14 protein-coding genes are annotated in these 13,968 nt (G+C 60.6%); 8 read left to right on the top strand and 6 right to left on the bottom strand.

What is annotated here, in order from left to right:
• Positions 1-18: 18 nt before the first annotated feature.
• The 3 genes from VJ464_09840 to VJ464_09830 all read left to right on the top strand — a co-directional run bounded on the left by VJ464_09840 (position 19) and on the right by VJ464_09830 (position 2,012).
• Positions 19-1,392 carry a Gfo/Idh/MocA family oxidoreductase gene (locus tag VJ464_09840; protein ID HKQ05423.1) on the top strand — a complete coding sequence of 458 codons (1,374 nt, stop codon included), beginning with the start codon at positions 19-21 and terminating at the stop codon, positions 1,390-1,392.
• Positions 1,393-1,471: 79 nt separating this feature from the next.
• Positions 1,472-1,756 carry a BrnT family toxin gene (locus VJ464_09835; protein HKQ05422.1) on the top strand — a complete coding sequence of 95 codons (285 nt, stop codon included), beginning with the start codon at positions 1,472-1,474 and terminating at the stop codon, positions 1,754-1,756.
• Positions 1,743-2,012, top strand: coding sequence for a CopG family antitoxin (locus VJ464_09830; protein ID HKQ05421.1), 270 nt, complete (start codon positions 1,743-1,745; stop codon positions 2,010-2,012). Before VJ464_09835 ends, VJ464_09830 begins: the two co-directional genes overlap by 14 nt.
• Before the next feature lie 439 nt (positions 2,013-2,451).
• On the opposite strand, the gene VJ464_09825 is transcribed toward VJ464_09830, so the two are convergent.
• Positions 2,452-3,084 carry an ImmA/IrrE family metallo-endopeptidase gene (locus VJ464_09825; GenBank protein ID HKQ05420.1) on the bottom strand — a complete coding sequence of 211 codons (633 nt, stop codon included), beginning with the start codon at positions 3,082-3,084 and terminating at the stop codon, positions 2,452-2,454.
• Positions 3,077-3,505, bottom strand: coding sequence for a helix-turn-helix transcriptional regulator (locus VJ464_09820; protein HKQ05419.1), 429 nt, complete (start codon positions 3,503-3,505; stop codon positions 3,077-3,079). Before VJ464_09820 ends, VJ464_09825 begins: the two co-directional genes overlap by 8 nt.
• A gap of 133 nt (positions 3,506-3,638) precedes the next feature.
• On the opposite strand from VJ464_09820, the gene VJ464_09815 reads away from it, so the two are divergent.
• From VJ464_09815 to VJ464_09800, 4 genes are read left to right on the top strand one after another with little or no spacing between them, the layout of a single operon-like run.
• A complete protein-coding gene (locus VJ464_09815) occupies positions 3,639-3,833 on the top strand; it encodes a hypothetical protein (protein HKQ05418.1) in 195 nt (64 codons plus the stop codon).
• Positions 3,817-3,999 carry a hypothetical protein gene (locus VJ464_09810; GenBank protein ID HKQ05417.1) on the top strand — a complete coding sequence of 61 codons (183 nt, stop codon included), beginning with the start codon at positions 3,817-3,819 and terminating at the stop codon, positions 3,997-3,999. Before VJ464_09815 ends, VJ464_09810 begins: the two co-directional genes overlap by 17 nt.
• A complete protein-coding gene (locus VJ464_09805; protein ID HKQ05416.1) occupies positions 3,996-4,982 on the top strand; it encodes a Rad52/Rad22 family DNA repair protein in 987 nt (328 codons plus the stop codon). The genes VJ464_09810 and VJ464_09805 overlap by 4 nt, the downstream gene beginning before the upstream one ends.
• A gap of 46 nt (positions 4,983-5,028) precedes the next feature.
• Entirely contained in the window at positions 5,029-5,511 is a 483-nt protein-coding gene (locus VJ464_09800) for a hypothetical protein (protein ID HKQ05415.1), read from the top strand.
• 71 nt (positions 5,512-5,582) lie between these two features.
• Here the strand turns inward: VJ464_09800 and VJ464_09795 are convergent, their stop codons facing one another.
• Positions 5,583-6,431 carry an amidohydrolase family protein gene (locus VJ464_09795; GenBank protein ID HKQ05414.1) on the bottom strand — a complete coding sequence of 283 codons (849 nt, stop codon included), beginning with the start codon at positions 6,429-6,431 and terminating at the stop codon, positions 5,583-5,585.
• Between the two features lie 228 nt (positions 6,432-6,659).
• Between VJ464_09795 and VJ464_09790 the strand changes: the two genes are divergently transcribed.
• Complete coding sequence (locus tag VJ464_09790) at positions 6,660-8,063, top strand: NAD-dependent succinate-semialdehyde dehydrogenase (protein ID HKQ05413.1); 1,404 nt, start codon at positions 6,660-6,662, stop codon at positions 8,061-8,063.
• Positions 8,064-8,165: 102 nt separating this feature from the next.
• Here the strand turns inward: VJ464_09790 and VJ464_09785 are convergent, their stop codons facing one another.
• The 3 genes from VJ464_09785 to VJ464_09775 all read right to left on the bottom strand — a co-directional run bounded on the left by VJ464_09785 (position 8,166) and on the right by VJ464_09775 (position 13,728).
• Positions 8,166-9,842 (bottom strand): M20/M25/M40 family metallo-hydrolase, encoded by a 1,677-nt coding sequence (locus VJ464_09785; protein HKQ05412.1) that lies wholly within the window; start codon positions 9,840-9,842, stop codon positions 8,166-8,168.
• Between the two features lie 126 nt (positions 9,843-9,968).
• Positions 9,969-10,367 carry a response regulator gene (locus VJ464_09780; GenBank protein HKQ05411.1) on the bottom strand — a complete coding sequence of 133 codons (399 nt, stop codon included), beginning with the start codon at positions 10,365-10,367 and terminating at the stop codon, positions 9,969-9,971.
• Between the two features lie 142 nt (positions 10,368-10,509).
• Positions 10,510-13,728, bottom strand: a complete 3,219-nt coding sequence (locus tag VJ464_09775; protein HKQ05410.1) for an amidohydrolase family protein — start codon at positions 13,726-13,728, stop codon at positions 10,510-10,512.
• Positions 13,729-13,968: the final 240 nt, after the last annotated feature.

Genomic DNA, 13,968 nt, shown 5'->3' with positions numbered 1-13,968 from the left:
TTCGGAGGGGAGAAGACCATGAGCGGGGAAGAGAAGAAGCTATCGCGCCGCGACTTGCTGAAAAGCGTGAGTATGGCAGGCGCGGCCTTGGGGCTGACGAGCTTTGGCCCGGGCAATGAACGAGAGGCGATTGCCACTGATACGCCAACCGGAGAGCCGCAGGCCCGTTACGACACGATGATCGGCGTACGATTCGAGCCGCGCGACGTGATGCGGCTCGCCATCGTCGGCGTCGGACTGCGCGGCACCAGCGTGCTTGGAGAATTCCTCAACATTGACAATGTCCGCATCACAGCCGTCTGTGACGTGGTCAAAGAGAAGTGCCAGCGCGCCGCAAAGATGATCGAAGCCAAGGGCCAGAAGCCGCCGGCCATTTATGCCAACGGCGACCATGACTTCGAAAACCTCTGCAAGCGCGACGACATCGATTTCGTCTACACCGCGACGCCCTGGGAGTGGCACGTCCCCGTCATGCTCGCCGCCTTGAGCAACGGTAAGCACGGCGGCACGGAAGTCCCCGCCGCTTACACCGTCGAAGATTGCTGGCGATTGGTCGAGGCGTCAGAGAAGAGCCGCCGCCACTGCATGATTATGGAGAATTGTTGTTACGGCTACACGGAGATGATGGTGCTGAACATGGTGCGCGCCGGCCTGTTCGGCGAGCTGGTTCACGGCGAGTGCGCTTACAACCACGACCTGCGCGAGATTCTATTCGAAGATAAGGACGAGGGCCTGTGGCGGCGAGCGCATCATACGCGGCGCGACTCGAACCTCTACCCGACGCATGGCCTCGGCCCGGTCGCTAACTACATGAACATCAATCGCGGCGACCGCTTCGATTACATGGTGTCGATGAGCTCGGCGCATCTCGGATTGGAAGCCTACCGCAAAGATCATGTGCCGGCAGGCGACCCGAAATGGAAAGAGGTCTACCGCTGCGGCGATTACAATACCAGCATGATTAAGACCGCCCGCGGGCGCACCATCATGCTGCAACACAACGTCAGCACGCCGCGCCCTTACGACCGCATCAACCTGATTCAAGGCACGAAGGGCATCTTCCGCGACTACCCGCCGCGCATCTTCTTTGATGGCCAGGGCGAGGGTCATAACTGGGCGTCGCTCGACAAGTACCAGGCGCAACACGAGCCGCCGCTCTGGAAGAAAGAAGGCGAGATGGCGCGCAAGACCGGCGGCCACGGCGGTATGGACTACATTATGTGTTACCGGCTAACGGAGTGCATGCGTCAAGGTTTAGCGCCGGACATGGATGTGTATGACGCCGCCGCCTGGAGCGTCCCCGGCCCGCTCAGCGAGATGTCTGTGGCGCGTGGCAGCGCGCCGGTGAAGTTCCCCGACTTTACGCGCGGGCGCTGGGAGCGCGCGCGTTAATGGTCAATGAAAATATGCCCGAAAAGAAAACGGGCCAGAGCTTGCCGACAAGCTAACTCCAAAGCATACTCACTTGTGAATGAGAATTAGCGGCATCATTTGGCTGGAGGACATCTTAGACAAACTTGAGCGAAAACATGCCGTTAAAAAGGAAGAAGTTAAACAGGTACTTGCCGGTTCGCCTCGCTTCCGTTTTGTTGAAAAAGGACATCGTCGAGGAGAAGATGTTTATTCGGCGATGGGACAAACCGAAGCAGGCCGGTATTTGGTGATCTTCTTTGTCTTGAAGAGGGATAACCGTGCCTTGATCCTTTCAGCGCGAGATATGACTAGGCCGGAACGGAAGAGATATGGGAAAAAGTAAAAGCTCAATTTCGAAGGCAAACTCCTACCAGGAGATTGGCGAATTCTGGGATACCCACGACCTAAGCGAGTATTGGGAGCAGACGAAACCGGTCGAGTTCGAAGTAGATATTCAATCAGAGGCAATCTACTACCCTGTAGAGAGAAAGCTGTCAGCACAAATAACTAAGCTAGCTAGGCGCAGGGGAGTATCACGAGAGACTCTGTTGAATCTGTGGCTGCAAGAGAAGATTGGTGAAGAGACGGCTGCAAAATAGGGGGATCAACGATCAAATTCAGCGGACGCCCTGTGGGCCACGGATGATGCGTACACAAGCGAAAACGCATCCCACAGGGCGTCCGCTGGAATGTATTGCTATACCACCCTTTCTCCTACGCCCTATTTCACGGGTTGGTATTCTGGCATATTCTTAATGCCTTCTCTGACGTTTACTCGCCGTCCAATGTTCAAGTGGGGAGACTTGCGGTATTCCCCCTCTGTTTCGAACTGGACATACCCATTCGGATCAAAGTACGCGCCGGGGAAGTGTTGGAGAGGCATGAACCACTTCCCATGCTGGTGATAGAGCGCGTGAGCCGCACCCACATTCCACTGGCGATTCAAGTTGCTGCCGGAATTTGTCCTTGGACCTGGCGTTGGCATGGCTCAATCATCCTCCAACATAACATTCGTATTCTGGGCGGTATAACTACTGGTCAGCTGGCCTGGACGCGGCGGGATTTGTAGTCGGTCCAGAGGCGGCAGACTTTGATGCGGTATTCGACCAGATCGCGGCTGACCCCGAAGCGTCGGGCGATGACGTCGGAAGTCAGTCCGGCCAGCACCGCGTGCTTGAGCGGAAAGTAGGGAATCAGCGACGCCGCGCCGACCGCGTAAGCGACCTCTTCCTGATTCTTGTCAAAGTTGCGGAAGCGCACGCCCTTGGTGGTCTCTTCTTCATGCATCAATCGGGTCGGCGAATGGCCGAGCAGGACGTGGCAAATCTCTTCCATCAAGGTCGCCGCCTGGCGCTCGCGCGTGTGGTTTGGATTCAAGAAAACCAATCGCGAGCCGTCGGGCAGCGGGCGGCTGGCGCCGCCCGACCACGCCTTGCCGTTATCGCCCAACAGCACGCGCCGGCTCTCCATCGATAAGCCCTGCACGTCGCGCAGGCTCATCACGCGAATCTTCACAAAGGGCGCCAGTTTCCAGGGGTCGAGCGGCTGATCCAGGGGGGCGCCGGCGAATTCGCGCACCTTGAGCGCGATGCGCTCATAGACGCGGCGCTTGGCCGTCGGCGGTAGCAGCTCATCTATCGGTTGAGTCGGCTGCGGCTCTTGACTATTCATTCGTCTCAGTCGTCTCGTTCGGCTTCGTGGCGAATTGAGTATAAGCGACGCGGAACAACTCGGCCAGGGCTTTCGCCATGTCTGGCTTCAGATTGCGGTCGGCCCTGAGGTGGGCTTCGACGATGCTCGGCATGGACTCGGTCGGGTAATAGATCACCGGCTCGACGTAGGCCGTGGCGGCGGCCTCGCCGGTCTCGACCAGCGAGCCGCGCATCAGCCGCTCAAGCGGGATGCCCAGCCACGCCGCCAGCCGCGCCAGCGTCGCGCTGTCGGGCACGCCAATGCCATTCTCAATTCGCGAAAGCGTCGAGGCGCTGACACTGATGTTGGTCGCCACCTGCCGCAGCGATAGCTTCTCTTCCAACCTCTTGCGCTTCACGTACTCCCCTAACTCAACAATATTCAATGCGGGTTCGGTCATCGATAAGACCCTCCTTACCTATCATACTTATAACACAGCCTGTATCACAGATGCAACATATTATTTTATACTTGAAACAAATTTCGGAACCGTGATACAATGTTTCACGTATGAAACAAAGAAGGGGATAGCTATGAAGAACCAGGAAGAAAAAACGAGCTATCGCATAGACATGGATGAGTGGGCCGACTGGAGCGCCTGGCAGGGCTACGAGTTCTGGTCGGCGCAGTTGGAAGCGGAGATGGAGTTCATCTCCGAGTTGCAGGAAGCGATAGGTGCCGCGCCTTTGCCGGCGCAGGAAGGCAAAAGCGATGTCCTGCCCTTCTGAAGTATGGGAAGACTTTGAGGCACTGTGGCGGCGTGTGCAGGAGCTGAGCCGCCAGGTGCGCGAGCTGGAAGCGCGGCTTGGGGCCGTCGAATCTGAATCACGGGCCGCCGCCGTTATGAGCGAGCAACCAGCAAAAGCGATTTACGAAAGCGAGGTCGGAAGATGAGCGCAGCAGTTGAGCAAACCAATCTGGCGATCAATCGCGCCAAGACGATTGCCGCAATGGGCATGGTCGAGCGCGACTACGAAGGCTTTAACGTCTCTAGCCCCGGCATCCGCAAAGAGACGTTCCGCGTCTGGCGCGACGAAGAGGGCCGCGTGCGCTGTTCCTGCGCCGATTATGAAGAGCGCGTCGAAACGGAGCCGCGCTACCGTTGTGAGCACATCCTGGCGGTGAAGTTTCACCTTGAGCCGCCCGACGAATTCACCGGCGAAGTGACCGCCGAGCCGCAGCCTGAGATCGAAGCGGTTGACGCAGACCACCGCAACGGCGATGGCGGACAGGTGATTGCGATGCCGTTTGCCGAAACCTTGAAAGAGCTGTCGCATGCCCTGTCGCCGGAATTGATCCGCCAGCGCGTCGGCTGGACAGACCGCGCGGGCCGCGAGCATGAAGTGGATTACGTCGAGTGGCATGTCGTCGCGGACTTGCTTGACCGCATCTGCCCCGACTGGTCGCACGAGGTGATTTCGATTAAGCAGATCGGCGATTTCGTCGCGGTGACGGCTTCGATCACCATTCAAGGCGTCACCCGCCAGGGCGTCGGCACCGGCTCGGCTTATGACGAGAAGGGGATCAAGAAGGCCGAGCACGACGCGTTGAAGCGCGCCGCGGTCAAATTCGGCATCGCCCGCGAGCTCTATCGCAAGGAAGAAGAGGCGGCATCGCAGAAGAAGCCGAGTGCCGCGCTCGCGCAGTCGCAATTCCCGCGCGACCCTGTGGCGAAGACTATGGCCGATCTGGTGACGCCCAAACAGCTCGTAGCGATTCGCGCGATTGCCAACGCCCACGGCATCAACGCCGAGGCGCAGTGCCTTGAGCAGTTGAAGTGCCGTCCCGAAGAATTATCGCGCAAGGCGGCCAGCACCTTCATCGATTATCTGAAATCGAAGACGCCTGACGAGGTGGAAATCCGCCACGCCGGCTGAAGCGTCTGCCGCCATCGCTTTCCTGTGAGCAGTAGGAGGATTAATCATGCAGGAAATATTGTTTAACGAAACCGCGCCGCTGCCGTTTGCGCCGCCGGTCGAAGGTCGGCAGCCAAAACGCGCGACGCGCAAAGACTCAAAGAAGAACCGCATTCTCGAACTGCACCGCGCGGGCACCGTAGACATCGGCGAAATCGCCCGCCAGGTCGGCACACGTCCGAGCTACGTCGCCGGCGTTTTGCAGAGCGCCGGATTGATTCAAGGCTACTTCGACCTGTACACGACGACGGCGCGCGACCAGAACACCTACAGCCGTTTCTTTCGCAACGCCCTGAGCTTCAAGACGGTCGAAGCGGCGCAGGAATCGGTCGAGCAGATTGCGCGGCTCTACAAGTATTTCGAGCGCATCGGCGACCGCGCCGGCCAGCACCACGCCGAAGTGCTGGCGCTGACGGGTCGCAACCGCGCCCGCTTCAGCGGCAAGAAGGAAGAGTCACGCATCTTCGAGGAGTGGCTGTTCAATCACTGATTGTAAAGTTTCTTACTCTCTGCGAATGAGCGCGGATGGGGGAATGAAATTCGCGCTCATTCGTGGAGACGCTACAACTTCAAGAGACGTGCGGCGTTGTCGTAGAGAATCTTCCGCCGCACTTCCGGCTTGAATCCTTCCAGCGAATCAAAATCCGCAAGCCAGCGCGACGGCGTGATAAATGGGTAATCGCTGCCGAAGAGGATGCGATCCTGCAAGCGCGTGCGCGCTTCGTCCATAATCGCCTTCGGGATATACTTCGGCGACCAGCCCGACAGATCCATGAAGACGTTCGCTTTGTGAGCGATGATCGCCAGCATCTCTTCGTGCCACGGCCATGCCGGGTGCGCGCCGATGATCGTCAGCTCGGGAAAATCCACGGCGACGTGATCCAGATAGATCGGGCGCGTGTAATCCATGCGCACGCCGAGGCCGCCGGGGGTGCCCGCGCCCAGAGCGTTCGTGCCTGTGTGGAAGAGCGCAGGGACTTTCAACTCGGTGATCCTTTCATAGAGCGGATAAAAGCGCGCGTCGTTCGGATAGAACGCCTGCACGCCGGGATGAAACTTCGCGCCGCTCATCCCTAGCTCGGCGATGGCGCGTTCCATCTCGGCAACCGCCCGCTCGCCTTTCCACGGATCAACGCAGGCAAAGCCGATGAAGCGGCCCGGGTAGGCTTTGACGACCTCGGCGACTTCATCATTCGTCAGCGGCGGCATGCCCGTAGCGGTCTCGGCATCCCAGGCCAGCAGCACGCCGATGATGTCGAGTTCTTCGTAGAGGCGGGCGACCTCGTCCATCCGGCGCACCGGCACAGTGGTGCGAAAGAAAGTCTCGGCGGCGGCGCGAAACGGTTTGATCGCGCCGTCGAGAAAGCTCGCCGTCGGCAGATGCACATGCATGTCAATCGCTTTCGCCATTGCTTGATCCTTTGTCGAAAAATCTTGTCGCCATCGTAACAAATCAAGAAAACTGCCACAAAGCCACGAAGCCACGAAGCATCACTATGCTCTTCGTGTTCCTTCGTGGCTTTGTGACTTTGTGGCAATCCCCTACTGCAAGCGAGTGATCAACCGCTTGCGCCTGTGCTAGGCTTCTGTAGTGAGTCGCTGCCTGGCTCTACTCCCATTCCTACGAGGTTGATTCTCATGGCAATCGCAACGATCAATCCCGCGACCGGCGAAACCTTGAAGTCCTTCGAGCCGCTGACCGACGCAGACATTGAGCGCAAGCTGCGACTCGCCGCTGACACCTTCCGCGCCCACCGGCGCACGCCCTTTCAAGAACGCCGCGAGAAGATGATGCGCGCCGCCGAGGTGCTCGAATCAGACAAAGGCCGCTTCGCGCGCGTGATGACCATCGAGATGGGCAAACCGATCAAGGCGGCCATCTCCGAGGCCGAAAAATGCGCCTGGGTCTGTCGCTACTACGCCGAGAATGCCGAGGCGTTTCTTGCCGATGAAATGGTCGAGACCAACGCGAGCAAAAGTTATATTCATTACCAACCGCTCGGGCCGGTGCTGGCGGTGATGCCGTGGAACTTTCCGTTCTGGCAGGTCTTTCGGTTTGCCGCGCCGGCCTTGATGGCCGGCAATGTCGGGTTGCTCAAGCACGCTTCGAACGTGCCGCAATGCGCGCTGGCCATCGAAGAGGTTTTTTGCCGCGCCGGTTTCGTCGAAGGCACATTTCAAACCTTGCTCGTCGGCTCGGACCAGGTGGCGCGGGTGCTTGATGACCCCCGCGTCGTGGCGGCGACGTTGACCGGCAGCGAGCCTGCGGGCAGCCGCGTCGCCGAGCAGGCCGGCAAGCGCATCAAGAAGACGGTGCTTGAGCTAGGCGGCAGCGATCCGTTTATCGTCATGCCGAGCGCCGACCTTGACGAAGCCGCGACCACCGCCGTCAAGGCGCGCACGATCAACAACGGCCAGTCTTGCATCGCCGCGAAACGCTTCATCATTCACGAACGGATCGCTGATGAATTCGAACAGCGCTTCGTCCGCGAAATGGAGGCGCTGGTAATCGGTGACCCGCTCGATGAAGCGACCGACATCGGGCCGCTGGCGACGGCAGACATTCTCGAAGACCTCGACGCGCAGGTGCGCAATTCGGTCGAAGCCGGCGCGCGGCTTCTAACCGGCGGCAAGCGACTGGATCGCCCCGGCAACTTTTACGCGCCGACGGCGCTGGCCGGTATCCCCGAAAACGCGCCGGCTTATTGCGAAGAACTCTTCGGCCCGGTGGCTTCGCTGTTTCGCGTCCGCGACATTGACGAAGCGATTCGCCTGGCCAACGCCACAGAATTCGGCCTCGGCAGCAGCGCCTGGACGAATGATGAAGCCGAGCGGCAGCAGTTTATCGAAGAGATCGAGGCGGGATGCGTCTTCATCAACGGCATGGTGGCGAGCGACCCGCGCCTGCCGTTCGGCGGCGTCAAACGCAGCGGCTACGGGCGCGAGCTGAGCGTCTTCGGCATCCGCGAATTCGTCAACATCAAGACCGTGTGGATCAAAGACAATGAAGCGGCGGGATGCCACCGCAGCGAGACGGAATAACGCCAGGAGGCAGGAGGCAGGAGGCAGGAGGCAGGAAGCAGGAAGCAGGAGGCAGTCGCCGAGCGATACCTAACTGCCTACCGCCTCCTGCCTCCTGATCTTTTATTGCCCGGCGCGGGCGTTGGGCTGGCCCGGCGTCGCCTTGCGCGGCAGCTTCTGGTCGCGCATGGCGGTGTTGTAAACGAAGGCGGCGACGATAACCGCCATCTGCTTCATGTCGTCTTCTTGAATGCGGTCGTACACGTCCATGTTGTAGTGGTGCGTGCGCGAGTCGTATTCAATCGTATCCTGGATGAACTGGAAGCCCGGCAACCCGACCGCGTCAAATGACAGGTGATCGGTGCCGCCGGTGTTGGCGATTGACAACGTCGCGATGCTGTTCTCTTTGGTGGTGCCGACCATGTCTTTGAACGGCGCAAACCATGCGCGGAAGATCGGGCGCACCGCTTCGTTGCCTTGCAGGTAGATGCCGCGAATCTTGCCCGTGCCGTTGTCAATGTTGAAGTAACCCGCGACTTTATCCCACTCCGGCTTGAACTCGAACTGCGGCGCGGTGTTGCTGCCCGGCTGCGGGTTGGCGTCCGTGCGCTTGGCAAAATGTTCGGCGACGTAAGCGCGCGAGCCTAGCAGCCCTTCTTCTTCGCCGCTCCACAGCCCGATGCGAATCGTGCGGCGCGGCTTCAGGCCAAGGGTTTGCAGGATGCGCACGGCTTCCATCATGACCGCCGAGCCGGCGGCGTTGTCGGTCGCGCCGGTGCCCGAATGCCACGAATCGAAGTGCGCGCCCAGCATGACCACTTCGTCTTTCAGGTCGGTGCCGGGGATTTCGGCGATGACGTTGTGGCTCATCAAATCCTGATCGAGAAAGCGCGTGTTGATGTTGATCTCAAGCTCGGGCCGCGCGCCGCGCTCGATCATGCGCACCAGCCGGTTGTAATGCTCGGCGGCGACGACGGCCTGCGGCACGACGCCGGTGACGTCTTTGGCCCAGGCGCGCGGGCGGCGGTCAAATGGCGTATCAACCGGCGCGGGGATGTTGACGGCGCTGACGATCATGTTGCCGCCATCGCCGCGTCCCGGCTCCAGCACGACGGCTGCGCCTTCGGCGGCGACGAATTGCCATTTCTTATTCAGCATCTCCATCGCGGCGCGCTGTTCGTCGGTGAGACGGAAAGCGGGGCGGCCGCCCGGCGTCGTGCCCGGCGCGTCGGCGTTGGCGAGCTTCCACAGGTCGCTGTCGCTCAGGCGGTGGCCTTCGGGCTCGAAGTGCGCTTTGACTTCGCGCGGCTTATCGATCAGGACGATGGCGCCTTTCAGCTTGCCCTTGTACTTTTCAAGCTCGTCGGCGCTCGCGGCGTTCAGATAGACGACTTCGCCGCGCACCGCGCCGTTGGTCGAAGGCGACCAGGCTTTCGGGTAAGCGATCAGCGGCGCGTAATAGGGCTTCACCTGGTTCGCGGCAAAGCCTTCCAGCGACCAGCCGCGCCCGAACGGCCCCCAGGCTTCGAGGTGGGCGTTCGCCAGTCCCCACGAGGCGAGCTTATTCTTCGCCCACTCCTGCGCGGCGCGAAGGTTGGGCGAGCCGGTCAGGCGCGCACCCGTCACGTCGGTGATGTAGCTCAAGGTGTCCATCACCTGCGAGTGCTGTAATCCTTCTTCCTTGATCTTATTGATCGCCGCTTCGTCAAACTTTTCTTGCGGCGGCTGGGCGAGCGCCGCCGTGCCTGTGGTCAGCAAGCTGATGACCAGCAGCAGCGTCATGAATCGATGTTTTTGCATGGCTGTCCTCCTAAGTAGATGCGGTATTCGTGCAATCGTGCGTGAAAGGCTTGGAAGCTTCATGTACTGGCGGGCAATGCCGCCGGTTACTTTTTTCTTTTCAGGCCGCGTAGCCGTAGCGCCAGCTCAGGCGTGCTTGAAGACTTTGCCGTTGGTCCGCTTTAACTGTGCGGTCATGGTCTCGCGCAGCTCGCCGAGGCTGCCGCTCTTCGAGACGAAGGCGTTGGCGCCCGAATCCATCGCCTCGCGGTCTTCGCTGCCCATGCCGGCGGCCGAGTAAAAGATGATGGGCGTCTGCCGGTCAACGGTGCGCACCTGTCGACAGAGCTCGACGCCGTCGAGGTCGGGAAGCCAGTTGTCGAGAATAATCAGGTCGAAGCCTTGTTCGAGCAGGTGTTTCAAGCCTTCGGTGGCGCTCGGCGCGATTGTTGCCCGATAACCCCATTCGTCGAACAGCAGTGAAAGCATCTTTCGCGTGTCTTCGTGATCTTCAATCAGAAGCACCGTAGGCGACTCGGTCTCCATCGTCAAACCTCCAGACTTGATAGAGCCTGCTTAATGCTGACACAGCGTTTAGGCTTTGTGCAACAGGAATTTGCGTGCCGCGCCGCGCAATTATGGGAAGCCCTGAGGGCCATCCTCTGCTGTGAAGAATGGCTCCCGGTGCTCAACGCTCCCAGAAGAATTTGGCCCGCGCCCTGGCTTCGGGATAGACCTCGTCCATGTTGCTGGTGTCGTAGAGCGCGCCGTTGATCATCACGAAACGGATCGTCTCGCTGTTGCGGATGTTGTCGAGCGGGTTCTTATCCGTCACCATCAGGTCGGCGAGCTTGCCGACTTCGAGCGAGCCGATGTCTTTATCAAGGCCGAGGTACTGCGCGCCGTAGAGGGTGCCGCAACGGATCGCCTCCATCGGCGTCATGCCGCCCTGCTGCAACATCCACAGCTCCCAGTGCGCGCCCATCCCCTGAAGCTGGCCGTGCGCGCCGAGTTGCACGTGGCCGCCGGCGCGCAGCACGTCTTTGGCAGACTTCGCCAGCTCGAAGTGGTAAAAGTCGTCTTCGGGCACCATCATGCGGCGGCGTGCGCGCTCGTCAACGACGGCGCGCGGCGTAAAGCGCATCAGGTGCTCGTTCTCCCAGACGTTCGAGTGCTGATACCAGTAGTTCTCGCCCCAGATGCCGCCGTAGCCGACGATCAACGTCGGCGTGTAGCCCGTCTTACTCTTGGCGAAAAGCTGGATCGCGTCTTTGTAGAGCGGCGCGACCGGCACGGCATGCTCGATGCCCGTGTGACCGTCGAGAATTTCGGTCATGTTGTAGAAGTAAGTCGAGCCGCCTTCGGGCACCACCATCATGTGTAGGTCGCGCGCCGCCTTGATGATCTGCTGCCGCTGGTTGCGACGCGGCTGGTTATAACTTTTCACGCTGAACGCGCCGACCGCCTTCATGCGTTCAAGCGCCGCCTTCGCGTCGTCGTAGCCGTTGATGACCGTCTTCTCGACGTTCTCCGCGCCATAGAGGATGTAGCCCGTCGAGAAGACGCGCGGCCCGACCATCGCGCCCGCCTTGACCATCTCGGACTGCGCAAAGACCAGTTGCGTCGAGGCCGACGGGTCGTGCGTCGTCGTCACGCCATAGGCGAGGTTGGCGTAATACGGCCACTGGCGTTCGGGCATGATGTCGAGCGTGTTGTAGCCCATGTGCGAGTGAACATCTACGAGGCCGGGCATGATCGTCTTGCCGGCCATGTCGATGCGCCGCGCCGTGGCCGGAATGTTGACGTTCGCGCCGATGGCTTTGATGCGGTTGTCTTCGATGAGGATCGTGCCGCGCTCGATGACCTCGTCGCCGCGCATCGTGATGAGGCGCGCGTTGGTGAGCGCCACCAAACCGCGCGGTCGCGCCGTCTCGAACTCGAACCCGATCTTCACGGCGCGCGGTTCCGGCGCTTTCTCGTCTTTGGCCAGCGGGCGCGTGACGTTTTCGAGCGACTGCTCGAAGAAGTTCTCGCCCGCTGTCCACTGTACGCTGCGGCTGTCGCGCGACCACGCGAGCCAGTCGCCCGAAGCATTCGACAGCGTCTTCACCGGCACGACGGTTTCGGTCGCCGACAGTTTCAATAGCTTGCCGGTCTGCGGCAGCGGCGCGACGTAGAGCTTGTGCAGTTCCTTGAACGCCACCCATCGGCCATCCGGCGACGGGATAAGTTCCGCCGCGTACTTCGACTCGATGTGCTGTTTGTAATCGTCGCCCGTCAGCTTGACGCTGCTCAGGTAAGTGGTCGCGCCGCCCGTGGGCAGAGGCTTCGACTCCATGAAATTAATGCGCTCGCCGGCCGGGTCGAAGCTCAGGATGGGCATGCGCGCGTTCGAGCCGCGGCTGAAGACGTCAATGACGTAATGGTGCGCGCTGCCGTCCCAGTAATGAATCTCGAAGGTGGATTCGCTCGCCAGGTCTTCTTCGTGGTAGACGCTGCCGCGGCCTTTCAGGTACGCGACCTTCGCGCCGTCGGGCGAGAAAACCGGATTCGCGTACTGATCCCCCACGGTCGTGATCTTGCGCGCGTTCGAGCCATCGGCGTTCGCCACCCAGACCGCGCCCTTGTCGGCATCCGTCCAGGTGACGTAGGTGATTCGGCTGCCGTCGGCGCTGAAGCTCGGCGCGTATTCGAGGGCCGCGGTGTTTAGCAAGCGGCGCGGCGCGGCGTCGCCTTCCTTGACGTAGAGCTTGCCGAGGGCGCTGTAGATGATCCGCTCGTTATTCTTCTTCGCCCAGCGCAGCAGTCGGGCATGGTCGCGGTCGGGCGCGACCGTTTGTGCGAAGCGCACGGCCTCTGTAACTTTCTGCGCGACGTGCGCGGTGAAGGGAATCGGCGTCGCCTGCTTGCGGTTCACGTCAACGCGCACGAACTTGCCTTGCGCGGTGATGACGATGCTCTGACCGTCGGGTGTCCAATTGTAGCCGGGGTAGGTGCCGAAGACCGCCCAGGTCTCCTGCTGGTCGCGCGTCAGGTTGTCGTAGACCGGCCACTCGCGTCCGCTACTGATCTCGCGCAGGTAGAGCACGGTCTTCAAGCCGTCGCGGCGGATGAACGAGAGATAACGGCCATCGGGCGAGACCTGCGGGCGGATCGCGCCGCCCGAGCCGCGCACGAAGACTGCGCGCCGCCCGCTGGTCGTGTCGTAACGCTCGATCCAGTAGATCGCGTCGTAGACGTTCTTGTTGTAGTCGAAGGCCGTGCTCTGCACGAAGTAGACGAAGCGGCCTTTGGGGTCAACCGCCGGCTCGCCGCCGTTCGCCGTCCAGTTCGGCTTCTCTGTAAGCTGAACTCCATTGCCGCCGGTGACGTGATACATCCAGATTTCGCCCGCACCCAGCGAGCGCTGGTCAACGAAGTGCTTGCGCACGACGATGTACTGACCGTCGGGCGTCCATGCAGGCGAGTTGACCAGCCGGTAAGTCTCTTTCGTCACCTGCCGACGGTTCTTGCCATCCGTGTCCATCACCCAGATGTTGTCGCCGCCGTCGCGGTCCGACGTGAAGGCGATAAGGCGGCCATCGGGGCTGAAGCGTGGCTGCGCTTCCCACGACTGGCCGCCCGCGAGCAGCTCGGCCTTGCCGCCCGTGATCGGCATTTTGTAGATGTCGCCGAGCAAGTCGAAGACGACCCACTGGCCATCGGGCGACACGTCGCAGCTCATCCAGGTGCCCTCGTCCGTGTCGAATTCGACGAGCCTCGACGGGCCGTGGTCGCCTTCGACGTCCCAGGCTTCGGGCTTCTTTGCCGCGTCTTTCGGCGCGTCAGGCTTCGCCTGCGGCGGTTGAGCTTGAACAGAGAAGGCGAATGAAAGGATCAACAGGCAAACGGCGATCTTGCGCAACACAGTTCTACCTCGGAGCATTTTTTTCGGGCACGCCTTGCGGGGTTTCTTTGAAAGAGGAGTATAGCGAAACGGCGGCGGGAAATGAAACCACAGAGGCGCACAGGTCAGGGTCTATTCATTCTCCGGACTTGAACCGCCAAGACGCCAAGGACGCCAAGAGAACACAGAGCTTTTCTTGGCGGTCTTGGCGTCTTGGCGGTTTATATCCCCATGGTTATTCGAGAATGAATAGGCCCTGGC

Source organism: Blastocatellia bacterium (assembly GCA_035275065.1).
In the GTDB taxonomy this organism is placed as follows: Bacteria; Acidobacteriota; Blastocatellia; order UBA7656; family UBA7656; genus DATENM01.
The sequence above is the reverse complement of the archived record's forward strand: the minus strand, read 5'-3'. Positions and strand labels throughout refer to the sequence as shown.

Coding starts and splice junctions, on each gene's coding strand:
- VJ464_09840 (HKQ05423.1), top strand. CDS start 19: ATGAGCGGGGAAGAGAAGAAGCTATCGCGCCGCGACTTGCTGAAAAGC.
- VJ464_09835 (HKQ05422.1), top strand. CDS start 1,472: ATGAGAATTAGCGGCATCATTTGGCTGGAGGACATCTTAGACAAACTT.
- VJ464_09830 (HKQ05421.1), top strand. CDS start 1,743: ATGGGAAAAAGTAAAAGCTCAATTTCGAAGGCAAACTCCTACCAGGAG.
- VJ464_09825 (HKQ05420.1), bottom strand. CDS start 3,084: ATGAATAGTCAAGAGCCGCAGCCGACTCAACCGATAGATGAGCTGCTA.
- VJ464_09820 (HKQ05419.1), bottom strand. CDS start 3,505: ATGACCGAACCCGCATTGAATATTGTTGAGTTAGGGGAGTACGTGAAG.
- VJ464_09815 (HKQ05418.1), top strand. CDS start 3,639: ATGAAGAACCAGGAAGAAAAAACGAGCTATCGCATAGACATGGATGAG.
- VJ464_09810 (HKQ05417.1), top strand. CDS start 3,817: ATGTCCTGCCCTTCTGAAGTATGGGAAGACTTTGAGGCACTGTGGCGG.
- VJ464_09805 (HKQ05416.1), top strand. CDS start 3,996: ATGAGCGCAGCAGTTGAGCAAACCAATCTGGCGATCAATCGCGCCAAG.
- VJ464_09800 (HKQ05415.1), top strand. CDS start 5,029: ATGCAGGAAATATTGTTTAACGAAACCGCGCCGCTGCCGTTTGCGCCG.
- VJ464_09795 (HKQ05414.1), bottom strand. CDS start 6,431: ATGGCGAAAGCGATTGACATGCATGTGCATCTGCCGACGGCGAGCTTT.
- VJ464_09790 (HKQ05413.1), top strand. CDS start 6,660: ATGGCAATCGCAACGATCAATCCCGCGACCGGCGAAACCTTGAAGTCC.
- VJ464_09785 (HKQ05412.1), bottom strand. CDS start 9,842: ATGCAAAAACATCGATTCATGACGCTGCTGCTGGTCATCAGCTTGCTG.
- VJ464_09780 (HKQ05411.1), bottom strand. CDS start 10,367: ATGGAGACCGAGTCGCCTACGGTGCTTCTGATTGAAGATCACGAAGAC.